Source organism: Microcystis sp. BLCC-F209 (assembly GCF_041928595.1).
Lineage (GTDB): Bacteria > Cyanobacteriota > Cyanobacteriia > Cyanobacteriales > Microcystaceae > Microcystis.
Genome location: NZ_JBHFLL010000026.1, coordinates 1 through 13945 on the forward strand (window position 1 = coordinate 1; position 13945 = coordinate 13945).

The window sequence follows — 13945 nt, forward strand, 5'->3', positions numbered from 1 at the left end:
CCGTAACCCTGCTGTAGGGAGCGAATCAAGACATTCATGGCAATGCGGTGTCGGTTGCTTTCCAAGGGTTCACCATCATCAAAAATTAAGTCTGTGGGGGGTGGGGGTGGTTCCCAAAAGTCCTCGAAATCTTCTTCTATCGGTGCCGGAGAGGTGGCAGTTTCGTCGCTTTTGGCAATCGTCATTTTTTCGGCCTCTCTAGGTGGGAGTGTCCAGATTTTTGCTGATTATTGATCCTATGTTACATCAGAATTTAGGAGTGAGGAGATAGATTTTAGGAGTTGAGAAAATTATCTTGGCTTAACAATGATCAAAACTTTTCTTCTGGATGGGTTACATTGGGCTAACAGGCCCGACTAATATCCCTAAGCTAACCAAAAAACTTGGCTTTATCTTTAACTAATTTTGTCCCGATTCCGGCGGCAATGACTTCGGAGAGAATGCTAATTAAACGATAGATAGCAACGGTGACAAGTACGTTAGCGGCGGGAAAGTTTTCTGCGTCTAAAAGTGCGATCACTGTGGCTTCAAAAACTCCTAATCCCCCCGGCGCTCCGGGGACAACTAACCCCAATAACCAAGCAAAACTAAAGGTTCCTAAGAGGGGTAAAATCTGAGCGGGGGCAATCATTTTTAACACCATTCCAGCCAAAATAAAACCCGCACCGCGCCACAATAAAAATCCAGTTTCACCCAGGAGAGGGACGAGAGGATATTTAGTTAGATAAACAGGTTCTTGAGCAATCTTTTTCTTTTGGCTAAGGATTTTGAGAGGATAATTTAAAAATTTGGGATGAATGCCGATTAAAATTAATCCTAAAACTAATATCTGTATCCCTAGACTTGAGCTAGATTTCATCCAACCTAAACCACTACCAATTACTGCTATGGCTAAGGCCGCACATACCAGTAATAAAAGTTCTAATAAAACGCTTAAACTAGCTGTTCCCCAATCACTTCCTGCTTTATTAATTGCCACGATGCGAGCATAAAAATGACCGATATTACCGGGTAGATATTTTCCTAAATTGGTAATCATATAGATGCCAATTCCTGCGGAGGTTTTAATCGGTTGTTGATAGCTTTTGAGTATCCATGTCCACACCCATCCTGCCCAAATTTGAGCAATAACCGTGGTTACAAGTGCCAAGAAAAGAAATAACCAGCCATGATTTTCAATTCTAACTGAGGTGACGTTATCCCAGTTATTTTTAAGGTTACTGAGAACGAAAAATAAGGTTCCCCCAATAATTAGCCAACGTAGAAACTTTTTCAGCATTTCGTTTTTTCCTTTATTCATTTTCTGGAGGCAACCAATCGAGAGCGAGCAGATTTTCTAAACTGTAGGGACATTCTCCAGGAAAACTAACTTGATTATCGGTTTTTTCTCTAACATAATTTAAGGCTTTCTGGTAAATACGAGGTAATTCTTGACTGAGATAATTACGGAGATTATTAGTTAAATAAGTATCGATCTGGTTTTTGAAATTGACAATTTCTGAGCGCCAATGAGAACGATTATATGTTCTTTCATCTTGCCAAAATTGTAGCAGTAAAAAATGTCTAATAATTTGCTGTAAAAAACTAGCAACACGAAACTTTTTTTCGTTTTCCAAATCTTCTAACTCCTCGATTAAATTATCTAAATCTAAAGCATCAAAATTTTTAGCCTTGAGCAGCTCTATAGTTTCTTCTAACCAGAGAGAATCATCAATTTCGCAGAGAGTTTTTAAGTCGGGAATAACAGTCATTATCATCTCCTTTATTCGTAAGGTGGTAGCCAATTGGGATCGAGAAGTTCTTCTAAACTGTAGGGACAAGTATCGGGGAAAGTAACTTTATTCTTTGTCTTTTTCCGCACAAAGAAAACTGCATCTTCATAAATGTTAGTTAATTCATTTTGTAAATAATTACGGAGATTAGTGGTTAAGCGTCTTTTTAGCTGAATTTGAAAGTTGACTATTTCTAACTCCCAGTGATCCTGATTATATGCTCTTTCCTTTGTCCAAAACTGTAGGAGTAAAAAATGTCTAATAATTTGCTCTAATAAACTAGCAACACGAAACTTTTTCTCGTTTCCCAAATCTTCTAACTCCTCGATTAAATTTTCTAAGTCTAAAGCGTCAAATTTTTTAGCCTTGAGCAGTTCTATAGTTTCTTCTAACCAGAGAGAATCATCAATTTCGTAGAGAGTTTTTAAGTCGGGAATAACAGTCATTGTTAATCTCCTTTATTCGTAAGGTGGTAGCCAATTAGGATCGAGAAGTTCTTCTAAACTGTAGGGACAAATATCAGGAAAGTTGACTTTATTATCAGTTTTTTTACGAACGTATTGCAGGGACTCAAAGTAAATTTGCTCAAATTCCTGTTCTAGATATTTGCGAAGATTTGTGGTTAAATAGCGCTTTAACTGATATTGAAAACTTATTATCTCTGCTTGCCAATGAGCCTGATTATATTCTCTTTCCCTTGTCCAAAATTGTAATAATAAACAATGTCTAATAATTTGCTGTAAAAAACTAGCAACACGAAACTTTTTCTCGTTTCCCAAATCTTCTAACTCCTCGATTAAGTTTTCTAAATCTAAATCTTCATATCTTCTATTCTTCAAGAGTTCAATGGTTTCTTCTAACCAGAGGGAATCATCAATTTCGTAGAGAGTTTTTAAGTCGGGAATAACAGTCATTATCATCTCCTTTATTCGTAAGTTGGTAGCCAATTAGGATCGAGAATTTCTTCTAAACTGTAGGGACAAGTATTGGGAAAGTTGACTTGATTGTTGGTCTTTTTTCTCACATAACGGAGTGCCTTCTGATAAATATTATCAAATTCTTGTTCTAAATATTTCCGTAAACTTGCCGTTAGGTAGGTATTTAATTGATCTTGAAAATTTACCAGTTCTGCTTGCCAATGACTTTGATTATATTCTCTTTCCCTTGGCCAAAATTGTAATAATAAACAATGTCTAATAATTTGCTGTAAAAAACTAGCAATACGAAACTTTTTTTCGTTACCCAAATCTTCTAACTCCTCGATTAAATTCTCTAAATCTAAAGCGTCAAATTTTTTCGCTTTCAAGAGTTCGATGGTTTCTTCTAACCAGAGAGAATCATCAATTTCGTAGAGAGTTTTAAAGTCGGGAATAACAGTCATTTTTTATCTCCCCTACAATAGGCAATAGTGACCGGTTAAATCGATCACTAGAGCTTTTTTACTGTTTATATACTAGATAATTTTAGCGGCGCGCAGACCGAAAAAGAGACCGAGGGCAATTCCGGTAAAAACGATCAGATAACCCGCTAAAGCAGCAACAGCTAACACAGACATGGTGAAAATCTCCCAAGTAATTTAATCTTTTTTAGCATTGTACCGTTATTCTTGCCCTTCCCCTTCCTCGTCTTCCGGATCTTCCCCAAAGCGCTGCTGGGGGGGAATTGCGGCGACAATTGCCTCGATTACCTTGCCGACTGGAACAATTTCTAAGCCCACATCTTCGGGATAAACTTGACCTCTGGGGACAATCGCCCGTTTAAAGCCCAATTTCGCCGCTTCTTTTAATCTTAGTTCCATTTGCGACACTAAGCGGACTTGTCCGCCTAATCCCACTTCCCCGATTAAAACTGTGCGCGGATCCACGACTCGATCGCGAAAACTGGCGACAACAGCGATCGCAACTCCCAGATCCGCCGCCGGTTCTTCCACTCCCAACCCTCCCGCGGAGGCAACATAGGCATCTAATTTCGATAAAGGAATGCCGACGCGCTTTTCTAAAACGGCGAGAATTTGCTGTAATCGGTTGTATTCTATGCCAGTAGTCGATCTTCGCGGGGAAGCATAGCTGGTAGGGCTAACCAATGCCTGTAACTCCACCACAATCGGGCGTGTACCTTCACAGGCTACCACCGTCGCCGTACCCGGGGAAAATTCGTCGCGATTGCCTAAAAACAATTCTGAGGGGTTTTCCACTTCCACCAAACCGTGATCCACCATCTCGAAAATACCGATCTCATGGGTTGCCCCAAAACGGTTTTTCACGGATCTTAAGAGACGATGGGAGGCATAGCGATCGCCTTCAAAATATAACACTGTATCGACCAAATGTTCCAAAACTCGCGGACCAGCGATCGCCCCTTCTTTGGTAACATGACCGACAATTAATAAAGTAATATTCTCCCGTTTTGCCACCTGCATCAAGGCGGAGGTACATTCGCGAACTTGGGCGACGGATCCCGGCGCGGAAGTTAAGGCCCCAAAATAAAGAGTTTGAATACTGTCAATTACCGCCACTTGTGGGCGTAGAGATTCTAATTCTCGCAAAATTTCCTCTAAATCGGTTTCTGGCAAAACGTAGAGATGATTATCGAGTTCTGCGGTTGATTCGGAGGCTTTTTTCTCCTTGCCATTGCCGTTATTTTCCGACTCCACGGCAACCACTCCCACCCCCAAACGGGCAGCCCGCAGTTTAATCTGTTGTCCCGATTCCTCGGCGGAAACGTAGAGGATGCGCGGTAATCTTTGGGCGAGTTGGTTGGTAACTTGCAGTAAAAGCGTCGATTTGCCGATACCCGGATCGCCGCCAATTAGTACAAGAGAACCGGGGACAATGCCACCACCGAGAACGCGATCAAATTCCCCGTACCCAGAGGGAAAACGTTCCTGTTCATACTGGGTAATTTCCGAGAAGCGCACCGAGATGCGCGGCTGCGGGTTGCGTTGTCCTTTGCCGTTATTTGGGCGACTATTTTGCCATCCTGGGCGATTTACCGCCTGATTATTGCCACCAGCTACCACTTGTTCTTCTAAAGTCCCGTAGGTGTCACAACTGGGGCATTTTCCCAACCATTGGGGAGATTCCGCCCCACAAGCACTACAGATATATATTGTTCGCGATTTCGCCATGTTTTTTAAGAAAAGTTAAAGAAAAGCGGTTTGAGGATCAATTCTCTTGTCAAATTTAGTTAAGTATGATATGGGGGGAGGGGGACAATAAAGTTATTGATAATTGCCATAAAAGAAATAAAATAGGAAATTCAGGCTTAATGATAACGGCCAAAGGATATTCTATAAACAGGAACGCTCGTTATTTAACTTTAAAATTCATCACACTATTTAACTAAGGAGTGTTAATTCAGTTGGAGAACCAGAAGGAAAAAATTCTCGTTGTTGATGATGAAGCCAGCATCCGTCGTATCTTAGAGACTCGTTTGTCGATGATTGGTTATGAAGTCGTCACCGCCGCCGACGGCGAGGAAGCTTTAGAAACCTTCCGCACTGCCGAACCCGATTTAGTGGTTTTGGATGTGATGATGCCGAAATTAGACGGTTACGGTGTCTGTCAGGAACTCCGCAAAGAATCGGATATTCCTATCATTATGTTAACCGCTTTGGGGGATGTGGCCGATCGAATTACCGGACTAGAATTGGGTGCCGATGACTATGTGGTTAAACCCTTTTCTCCCAAAGAACTCGAGGCGCGGATTCGTTCGGTGTTGCGTCGGGTAGAGAAAAATGGCGCTCCAGGGATTCCTAGTTCCGGTGTGATTCATATCGGTTCAATTAAAATCGATACCAATAAACGCCAAGTTTATAAGGGGGATGAACGCATCCGTCTGACTGGTATGGAATTTAGTTTACTGGAATTATTGGTTAGTCGATCGGGAGAAGCTTTTTCCCGCTCGGAAATCCTTCAGGAAGTTTGGGGTTATACCCCCGAACGTCATGTGGATACGCGGGTGGTAGATGTGCATATTTCCCGTTTACGAGCCAAATTAGAGGATGATCCCAGCAATCCTGAGTTAATTCTCACCGCTAGAGGTACAGGCTATCTTTTCCAGCGGATTTTAGAACTAGACGAGGAATAGTTCTCAGCTATGGCACCAGCTGATCCCAATCGTATTTTAAGACTGTTACCCCTGTTCGCCGGCATCGTCGGGGGTACGGTATTAATGTTTAATCGTTTTGCCACTGCCGATTTAACCCCATCGCAAGCGCGTTCCGATGTGATGGGAGTGATTTTGAGTGGGGTTTTAATTTTGGTGGGTTTAATCTGGCAAAGAGTTCAACCTCGCTTACCGGATGCTGTGGAATTAATCGGGCGCGAAGGCCTGGAATTTGCCCCAGATTTGCCAGAACCGGTTAAAATTGAGCTTGCTTGGGCCTCCCATTTACTTTTAACTAACACCGTGACAAAATCTCTGATCGTTTATTATCGGGGAGAAGTTTTATTACGTCGCGGTATCTTAAGCCAGAATTCTGAAGTTAAAGTTAGTAATATTATCAAAAGAGTTTTAGAAACTGGTAAAGCCGTTTATTTAGTTAATTTAAATTTATATCCCGCTAAAATCGAGTTTGACTATTTGCCAGAAAACACCCAAGGCTTAATCTGTCAACCCATCGGTAAGGAAGGGGTGTTAATTTTGGCGGCAAATGCACCGCGCAGTTACACTAAACAAGATGAAATTTGGATCGAGGGAATTGCTGATAAATTAGCCGACACTTTCAGTCAGTTTTAGACGATTTCAGTAAGATTTAAGAATTTGGTTAAGATGAGAGTAAACAGTTAGAGATCGACCTGTAGCTACAGCAGTTATCTCAATGGTGAGATAGCTATACTTTGCCGGCGGCGATCGAAGCTTTTAAAAATCGTTAACTGATAGTTAGGGGTCGAGAAGGTCATCACCCCCATCCCCTCCCATAAAGAACCTACCCGTGCATAGTTTTCGGACTTTATTGAAATTAGGTGATAGAGTTGTCTAAGTTGGGCTTCCGTCGGTTGCATTTAGTCATTATCGGCTTGATTTTAGATTATTGTTCATTTTTAGCATCATTAACTGAAAGTCACTTCCCTAACCTATTTAGGGTTTGCTGAATAAAGGTGAAATGTAGGCAAGGTAAGGGTTTTGTGGCTTTTCTCGCGAAACAGGTGCAAGATTTTGAGAGAATCGTGCTTCAAAACCTTGCGTCTTCATCGGCCCGCGTCCTGTAGGGGCGAAGCATTCGGATAAAAAATCTACGGTTTCACCGATAGGTTATTGCCCGAATGCTTCGCCCGTACTTTGTCAGCAAACCCTATTTAGCATCAGTTTAACCCATTTTTCAAGAATCTAGGCTAGAATATGAAGACAAGACGCATTGCTCTGGGTTAATCTACTCTGTAGAAGCTAAGAAGGTAATCAAAATGGCTAAATATTCGCCTCTTATCCATGTATCTCCTGAAACTATGAGTGGTGTTCCTGTTTTTTCAGGTACTAGAGTTCCGATACAAACACTTTTTGATTATCTTAAAGCAGGAGAATCAATTGATGATTTTTTAGAGGGTTTTCCGACGGTAACAAGAGAACGAGTTATTAGCTTACTTGCAGAATTTGAAAAAGAGCTTATTGATAGGGTAGCGTGAAATGAGGCTTCTTTTAGATGAATGTATTGACCGAAGATTAATGAGGGAGTTTACAGGTTATAATATCAAAACTGTTCCGCAAATGGGATGGACTGGGATCAAGAATGGTCAACTGTAAAGATAATTACAGAATCTAAAATAAACTTATTTTCCTTCCAAGATAAATTTATCTCCTGAACCAAATCGATAATATTTTTTCCCTGTTAGTCTATCTTCTGCAATTTCGACATTCTTACAGCTTATCATTCCTCTAGGATCTGGATTACCAATACGACTGTATCCAAAAGCATCAGCATAACCTACACACTTACCTGCTGATATAGGTATTAAACAGTTATATCCATCTGAAAACAGAGAACCTGATATAGTGGGATTAACTCCGTTCCGCGTACATTCATACTGACGACGAGATTGGCTAATTAAAATATCATTACTCATATTGTTTGCTTGTATGGGAGCAGAATTAATTAATCCCACACCAATGAACATACAGAGGATTTTAATGGCTCTCATAGTGAGTAGTTACTGCAAAAACAACCATAATAAGCAGAATCCTAACTAATAAGTTTAAACATTGTCAAGACGGAAAAAAACGGATATTGTCGGAGGTTTTGTTAACTATGTTTACAAATATCGGAAAATAACGGATAATGACGGTATTGTGTCTCCAAATCTTAACATTACTCCCATGGATACCCAAGAAGTCTTCTCACTTATTGATAATCTGGTTTTTGACCACACGGGAAAGCATCTCGATACATTGCAATTAGGGATTTTAAAGAACGTTTTTGATGGTCAGAAATATGCAAAAATAGCAGAAAAATATAATTGTTCTGAAGGTCATGCCAGAGATAAAGCTTATGAACTTTGGCGCATTCTTTCGGAAGTGTTAGGGGAAGAATTAAATAAATCAACTGTTCGATCAGCAATTGAAAGGTTAATTGTCAGCAATAGTATTAATAATTTGGGTAATAAATCTGTAAAAATTGATCAGGTTACTTTCTGTCATAACCCTTCTAATAATCGAGAAATAGAAAATTATCATATTTATAAAACTGAAAACAATGTTATTAAAGCAAAACTAGAAACTGTTCCCAAACTAATAGGATTAGGATTAAAGATCGAACAAATTGCTCAAGCTCTTGATTTAGATATAAAATTAGTTTTAGATAGTCTCAAACCAGAGTAACTTTGATAAATTTATCAAGATATGGATGTCAAGCTGCTTTGATCCACAATTGACAAGGATAGGGAAATGGGGTTCTTTTGGATTTGGTGGGTAAAATGTATTCTAAGATACAGTCTTGCGGGCGAGGGAGTGGAAGGAACCACAGAGACACAGAGGACACAAAGATCGATCGCTACTATATAAGTTAAACTTATCACACAAAGTTGAGAAGAGCCTTATTTTCGCTTGATCGCTCCAGCATTTATGCTAAATTTACCTCGCCCACTTCAGTCTGTTAAACTCAACTGTTCATAGCTCTGAAAATTTCACGAACAGAGATTTTTTCGAGCCAACAATTTATAAAAAAGTTGTCTAGTCGTAATTCCTGTAATTCAATTACAGCTGCTATTAATTTCCAGCAGGGAGCTTCTCCTTCCCAATTTGCCGAAGAGATCCAAGGCAGACTAAGACTGACGGTAACAAAACAGTTTTGCTGAGGTTGATAGCCTGTATTTAATTTCTCGACAAATACGGGATCAGTTATCTTTGCTTCTGTCAAACTGTTACCATTCGCTGTTGTAATTGTGCCACGCCACTCAAAATTTCCTTTTGAATTTTCTTTTTGATATACTCTAAAACTCTGCACTTGAATCAACTGGAGAGTATAACGTTGATTGAAATTAAGGTTTTTCAAATAAGAAGGATTAACATATTTAATTGAATTGTGCAGTATTTTTGTTGGGGTTCTACAATACTTTCCCAAATTATTGATATTGAATCTACCTACACATTTCCACTCACCGGGTAAAACGGAAAGATTTTCCGATTCAAACCCAAAATCATTGCCAGTATCAGCAAGGGGAATTTCGAGAATATCTAAAACTTTTGGTTCTTTACCAGAAATTAGTCTAACTGCTCGTGGAACCCTGCCATCTTCTGGATAAAGAGAATCACACACAGGACGAACCCAATTTCCTGAACTAATATCAATTCCAGCGATACAGCGTTCATTTAATTTCCATGAATTAGCAAGACAGACAATTTTTTTCAGAGATGACATATATTGACATTCCCCCATTTCTCCTTTAAATATTCGGCCACTAAACGACGGTGACAATTATGAGGTTTTGCCTCACTACAGAGTAAACAAGCGTTATTAATTACATCTGGAGAAACTTTTGTTTCAATCCTCCGGCTACTAATAAGTTGTCTAAATTTTTGTTCGTATATTGTCCAATCAACTTTTTTCTTTTTATATTCATCAAGAATATCTTGAGTTGGAGCTAAGTCTAAAACATGAACATAGTCAATGCCACCGATGACTTTTAAAAAATATTCTAGGTCAGCTTTTTTACTAAATCCTGCTAATTGGGAAACATTATTTAAACGAGTATCTATAACTCTCTTAACACCAGCTTTTTGTAAGTCATCAAAGAACTTCTGTGCAGTCTTTTGAGTAAAGCCGATTGTAAAGAGATTGATTGTCCTGTTCATCATAATTACCACTTGTTTCTATATAAGCAATTGCATCACCCTGAAGCTTATAAGCTTTCTCCAAACATTCTGCTTTTGTGAGAATATTGCTATTTGGCTCGACAAATAAAGAAAGCTGAATTTCTTTTTGACTACTTGCTGAAAAATCTGTCAAACTATGTTTAAACAGCATTCTTTCTTCCAGATGGTCATGAGATTCCAAGTCACCATTTTTGAGAATATGATAAATATCTAAATCGCAATGACGTAGATGTTGACAAACCAGAATCGCTCTATGACATTCAATCGGGTCTTTCTCCGCACACATAAGGGCAATTCGATGTTTTTTCACTCCCTGTAAAATTCGTTCAATTCCATGATTAAAAGCTGATGTTTTCGCAATTTTTTCGTATAAAGCCTTACCATTGACATAACATTCTTCGCTGCTCGGTCTGGCTCCTAATTCCTTGCCCAAAAACACATAGTAAATGCCTTCACTTTTTAAAGCATTTGACAATATTGACTGATTAAAATGCTTGAGAAATCGGCTATAAGGATGAGAACGAACATCAGCAAGGGCAGTTATATTATGCTTCTTAAGTAGAAGCATAAATGAGGCAATTTCATGATTAGAGTGACCGATGGTGAATAACTGCATCAATATTATTATTCCTTCGATGAAAGCCTACAATAATCATTGTAGATCAACGATTGCCTAGAGAGGGGAACAGGCCATCGGGCCAGAAATGACTCTATAGGCAGAATATCCCAACTTCTAACCCTGGTTATCGGTCAGGGGTCGATGTTTCTCGATCAAATCGATCGCCTGGGTGACACTTTCCGGGAAAATTACCACTAAACCACCCTCGGAAACCGTGCTTAAAGCCTTCTCTAAAGCTTCCGTTTCATCGAGAATAACTTCTGGACGCAAACTGGCATTTTCTTGGCTAATTCCCCGGAGAATTAAATCGGCCACTTCTCCCCGGCGGCGACCGCGAGTATCGTTATCTTCCTTAACAATAATCCGATCGAACATAAGCGCCGATAATTTCCCTAATAAAATTAAATCATCATCGCGTCGATCGCCAGGTCCGCCGACCACGCCGACTTTTTCCCCGGACCAATTGCCGACAAAACCGCCGACGGCTTCGTATCCGGCTGGATTATGGGCATAATCGATTAAAGCGTGATGGTGTCCCAAGTCAAACAGGTTCATCCTGCCGGGGGTCTGGGCGACGGAAGGTTTAAAAGTCCGCACCCCTTGGCGAATTAACTCGATATCGATCCCCTGCACAAAAGTGGCTAAACAGGCGGCCAGGGCGTTAGCAATCATAAAAGGAGCCATTCCCTGCATAGTCACGGGAATATTAACCGCTTCCTCGATTCTCAGCGTCCATTCTCCCTCTAGAATCGACAGATAGCCATTCTCATAGATGGCGGCCATGCCACCGCGACGGATATGGTCGTGAATAATCGGGTTATCGGGACTCATGGAAAAATAAGCCACTCTTCCCTTGACTTTTTCGGCCATACTAGCGGTCAAGGGGTCATCGGCATTTAAAACCGCGTAACCCTCGGCGCTAACCACCTCGGCGACAACGCTCTTTACCTTCGCCATTTGTTCGATGGTGTCGATATCACCGATACCCAAATGGTCGGCGGCCACATTTAACACCACTCCCACATCGCACTGATTAAAGGCTAAACCCGATCGCAGGATACCACCCCGGGCCGTTTCTAATACAGCAATCTCTACTGTGGGATCCTTCAAAATCATACTGGCACTGTAGGGACCGGTGTTATCGCCCTTTTCTACCAGATAATCATCGATATATACGCCGTCCGTCGTGGTAAATCCGACTACTTTCCCCGTTTGTCGGCAAATATGAGAAATTAAGCGGCTAGTGGTGGTTTTGCCGTTAGTTCCCGTAATTGCCAGAATCGGCACGCGGCTGGGAGTCCCAGGGGGGAATAACATATCGATAACCGGGGCGGCGATATTGCGGGGTAAACCGCGACTAGGGGCGACGTGCATCCGAAAACCGGGGGCAGCGTTGACTTCTACGATCACCCCATCTACTTCTCGCAGGGGTTTGCGGATATCCTCTGTCACCACATCGATCCCGGCAATGTCTAAACCGATTAATTTTGCCACTCTTTGGGCGATCCAGACGTTTTCGGGGTGAATTTCGTCGGTACGATCCACGGCGATGCCGCCGGTGCTTAAATTAGCCGTGGCCCGCAGATAGGCGATCTCTCCGTGGGCTAAAATGCTGGTTAATTCATAGCCCTGTTTCCCTAGCACATTAAGGGCGGTTTTGTCAATAGTTATTTTAGTTAAAACGTTGGCGTGACCCTCGCCCCGGTTGGGATCCCGATTAGTAATCTCGATTAATTCTTCTATAGTTGAGCGCCCATCACCGACGACGTGAGCGGGGATCCGTTCGGACACGGCGGCGACTTTGCCATTTATGACTAAAATTCGGTGATCACTGCCTTTATAGTATCTTTCTACGATCACGCTGCGGGTTTTTGAGGCGGCACTGGCCAGATCATAGGCTTCCTCTGCTTCCTGTTGATTTTTAACATCGATGCTGATGCCCCGGCCGTGGTTGCCATCGAGGGGTTTAATCACGATGGGAAACCCTCCCACTTCCTCGATTGCCTCGGGCAACTCATCCAAGTATTGAATCACCGTACCCCGGGGGACGGGAATGCCGGCATCCTTGAGGATAGTTTTCGTGCCTTCCTTGTCACAGGCCAACTCAACGGCTAAAATCCCCGAAAAACTGCTTAAAGTGGCTTGAATGCGCTTTTGGTGAACACCATAGCCCAATTGCACCATGGAACGAGCGCTCAGGAGTAACCAAGGGATATTTCTAGCCTGTGCTTCTTTAACGATGGTTTCGGTACTCGGACCGAGGGAGGCATTATTGCATAAATCGCGTAAATCGGCTAAATCTTGGGCCAATTCTTCCTTAGAATAGGTTCCCGTGTCGACAATCGATTGACACAAACGCACGGCAGCCCGACCCGCATAACGTCCCGCTTGCTCGTCAACGTACTCAAAGACGACGTTATAGACTCCTGGGGTGGAGGTGCTTCTAGTGCGACCAAAACCGACGGGAGTTCCTGCCAATTCCTGCAATTCTAGGGCGATGTGTTCGATAATGTGGCCCATATAGGTCCCGGTGCGGACTCGTTCAAAGAAACCGCCGCGATAACCGGGGGAGCAGTAATGTTCGACTAAACTGGGGAGAACGTCGATTAATCCCTCGTAAAAGCCAGGAATTTCATTCGATGGCTTTTCTGCGAGATCTTCGAGATCTAGACGCATAACAATGAGCTTGTCGCGACGAATACTCCAGTAGTTGGGACCGCGCAGGGTTTGGGTTCTGAGAATTTTCATCGAAAAAATGGGTCTGAAACCCCGCCCTTTAGCGATAGCGGAGGGCGGCTTTATACAAGTTAGTGAGAAACAATTAAACCGTTAGAACGACGAATTAACTGAATCTTGCTAACAGCTATCTGTCCCAATCGTTGACCATTGGTATCGCTTACAGATAGCTGTTTTTCGGTATCTCCACTGACATAACCAATTCCTTTGGGAGAAGAAACTAAATCTCCTTTACGGAACCCATGTCTTGTAATAGAGCCACCATATTTACGTCGTTTACCACCCTTAGAAAAAACCATCAGGTGAAGTTGACGACGACTAATAGGAGGACGTTTGATGACAGCGAAAGGAGCGTTTGTTACTTTAACATAACCCTTCCAATCATATCCATGTCCATTAGAAGTATGGAATGGCAAATAATCTAAAAATTGAAAACAGGCAAGAGCAATTCCATCGTTAGCATGACTTTCGGGTGATTGTTCTGCTTTATTTTTAGACTTTTCTAGTCGCA

General features: G+C 41.7%; 17 protein-coding genes and 2 pseudogenes. 4 read left to right on the forward strand and 15 right to left on the reverse strand.

The features are described from left to right. The 8 genes and pseudogenes from ACE1AQ_RS01830 to radA all read right to left on the reverse strand — a co-directional run. Window positions 1-185, reverse strand: a pseudogene (locus tag ACE1AQ_RS01830) (hypothetical protein); the annotation flags it as partial. Between the two features lie 185 nt (window positions 186-370). Continuing rightward, window positions 371-1300, reverse strand: coding sequence for a YbhN family protein (locus ACE1AQ_RS01835; RefSeq protein WP_008206313.1), 930 nt, complete (start codon window positions 1298-1300; stop codon window positions 371-373). Continuing rightward, the gene (locus ACE1AQ_RS01840) at window positions 1293-1751 is read right to left on the reverse strand and encodes a DUF29 domain-containing protein (RefSeq protein ID WP_110545929.1); all 459 of its coding nucleotides are present in this window, start codon (window positions 1749-1751) and stop codon (window positions 1293-1295) included. The genes ACE1AQ_RS01835 and ACE1AQ_RS01840 overlap by 8 nt, the downstream gene beginning before the upstream one ends. A gap of 11 nt (window positions 1752-1762) precedes the next feature. Further along, window positions 1763-2218: a DUF29 domain-containing protein gene (locus ACE1AQ_RS01845; protein ID WP_008206307.1), complete on the reverse strand. Its 456-nt coding sequence runs from the start codon at window positions 2216-2218 to the stop codon at window positions 1763-1765. A 12-nt stretch (window positions 2219-2230) separates the two neighbouring features. After that, the gene (locus ACE1AQ_RS01850) at window positions 2231-2686 is read right to left on the reverse strand and encodes a DUF29 domain-containing protein (RefSeq protein ID WP_008206305.1); all 456 of its coding nucleotides are present in this window, start codon (window positions 2684-2686) and stop codon (window positions 2231-2233) included. A gap of 11 nt (window positions 2687-2697) precedes the next feature. Beyond that, on the reverse strand, window positions 2698-3153 hold the full coding sequence (locus ACE1AQ_RS01855; protein ID WP_008206303.1) for a DUF29 domain-containing protein: 456 nt from the start codon (window positions 3151-3153) through the stop codon (window positions 2698-2700). Window positions 3154-3225: 72 nt separating this feature from the next. Then, window positions 3226-3327, reverse strand: coding sequence for a cytochrome b6-f complex subunit PetL (gene petL / locus ACE1AQ_RS01860; RefSeq protein WP_002791324.1), 102 nt, complete (start codon window positions 3325-3327; stop codon window positions 3226-3228). A gap of 45 nt (window positions 3328-3372) precedes the next feature. Further along, entirely contained in the window at window positions 3373-4899 is a 1527-nt protein-coding gene (radA, locus tag ACE1AQ_RS01865; RefSeq protein ID WP_008206299.1) for a DNA repair protein RadA, read from the reverse strand. A 233-nt stretch (window positions 4900-5132) separates the two neighbouring features. On the opposite strand from radA, the gene rpaB reads away from it, so the two are divergent. From rpaB to ACE1AQ_RS01880, 3 genes are all read left to right on the forward strand, one after another. Beyond that, a complete protein-coding gene (gene rpaB / locus ACE1AQ_RS01870; protein ID WP_002734727.1) occupies window positions 5133-5861 on the forward strand; it encodes a response regulator transcription factor RpaB in 729 nt (242 codons plus the stop codon). A gap of 9 nt (window positions 5862-5870) precedes the next feature. Continuing rightward, entirely contained in the window at window positions 5871-6512 is a 642-nt protein-coding gene (locus ACE1AQ_RS01875) for a cofactor assembly of complex C subunit B (protein WP_008206296.1), read from the forward strand. 665 nt (window positions 6513-7177) lie between these two features. Continuing rightward, window positions 7178-7396, forward strand: coding sequence for a DUF433 domain-containing protein (locus tag ACE1AQ_RS01880; RefSeq protein ID WP_002746174.1), 219 nt, complete (start codon window positions 7178-7180; stop codon window positions 7394-7396). Between the two features lie 144 nt (window positions 7397-7540). On the opposite strand, the gene ACE1AQ_RS01885 is transcribed toward ACE1AQ_RS01880, so the two are convergent. Next, window positions 7541-7909, reverse strand: coding sequence for a hypothetical protein (locus ACE1AQ_RS01885; RefSeq protein WP_110545928.1), 369 nt, complete (start codon window positions 7907-7909; stop codon window positions 7541-7543). Between the two features lie 175 nt (window positions 7910-8084). Between ACE1AQ_RS01885 and ACE1AQ_RS01890 the strand changes: the two genes are divergently transcribed. Further along, window positions 8085-8585, forward strand: coding sequence for a hypothetical protein (locus tag ACE1AQ_RS01890; protein WP_110545927.1), 501 nt, complete (start codon window positions 8085-8087; stop codon window positions 8583-8585). 14 nt (window positions 8586-8599) lie between these two features. Here the strand turns inward: ACE1AQ_RS01890 and ACE1AQ_RS01895 are convergent, their stop codons facing one another. From ACE1AQ_RS01895 to ACE1AQ_RS01920, 6 genes and pseudogenes are all read right to left on the reverse strand, one after another. After that, window positions 8600-8782: a hypothetical protein gene (locus ACE1AQ_RS01895; protein WP_238560447.1), complete on the reverse strand. Its 183-nt coding sequence runs from the start codon at window positions 8780-8782 to the stop codon at window positions 8600-8602. Between the two features lie 83 nt (window positions 8783-8865). Continuing rightward, on the reverse strand, window positions 8866-9624 hold the full coding sequence (locus ACE1AQ_RS01900) for a hypothetical protein (protein ID WP_253257778.1): 759 nt from the start codon (window positions 9622-9624) through the stop codon (window positions 8866-8868). Continuing rightward, entirely contained in the window at window positions 9612-10058 is a 447-nt protein-coding gene (locus ACE1AQ_RS01905; protein ID WP_024969514.1) for a DUF488 family protein, read from the reverse strand. The genes ACE1AQ_RS01900 and ACE1AQ_RS01905 overlap by 13 nt, the downstream gene beginning before the upstream one ends. Then, window positions 9994-10695 (reverse strand): DUF488 family protein, encoded by a 702-nt coding sequence (locus tag ACE1AQ_RS01910; protein WP_002794879.1) that lies wholly within the window; start codon window positions 10693-10695, stop codon window positions 9994-9996. The genes ACE1AQ_RS01905 and ACE1AQ_RS01910 overlap by 65 nt, the downstream gene beginning before the upstream one ends. A gap of 117 nt (window positions 10696-10812) precedes the next feature. Further along, entirely contained in the window at window positions 10813-13446 is a 2634-nt protein-coding gene (gene cphA / locus ACE1AQ_RS01915; RefSeq protein WP_008206266.1) for a cyanophycin synthetase, read from the reverse strand. A gap of 59 nt (window positions 13447-13505) precedes the next feature. Continuing rightward, window positions 13506-13945 (reverse strand): annotated as a pseudogene (locus tag ACE1AQ_RS01920) (hypothetical protein); the annotation flags it as partial.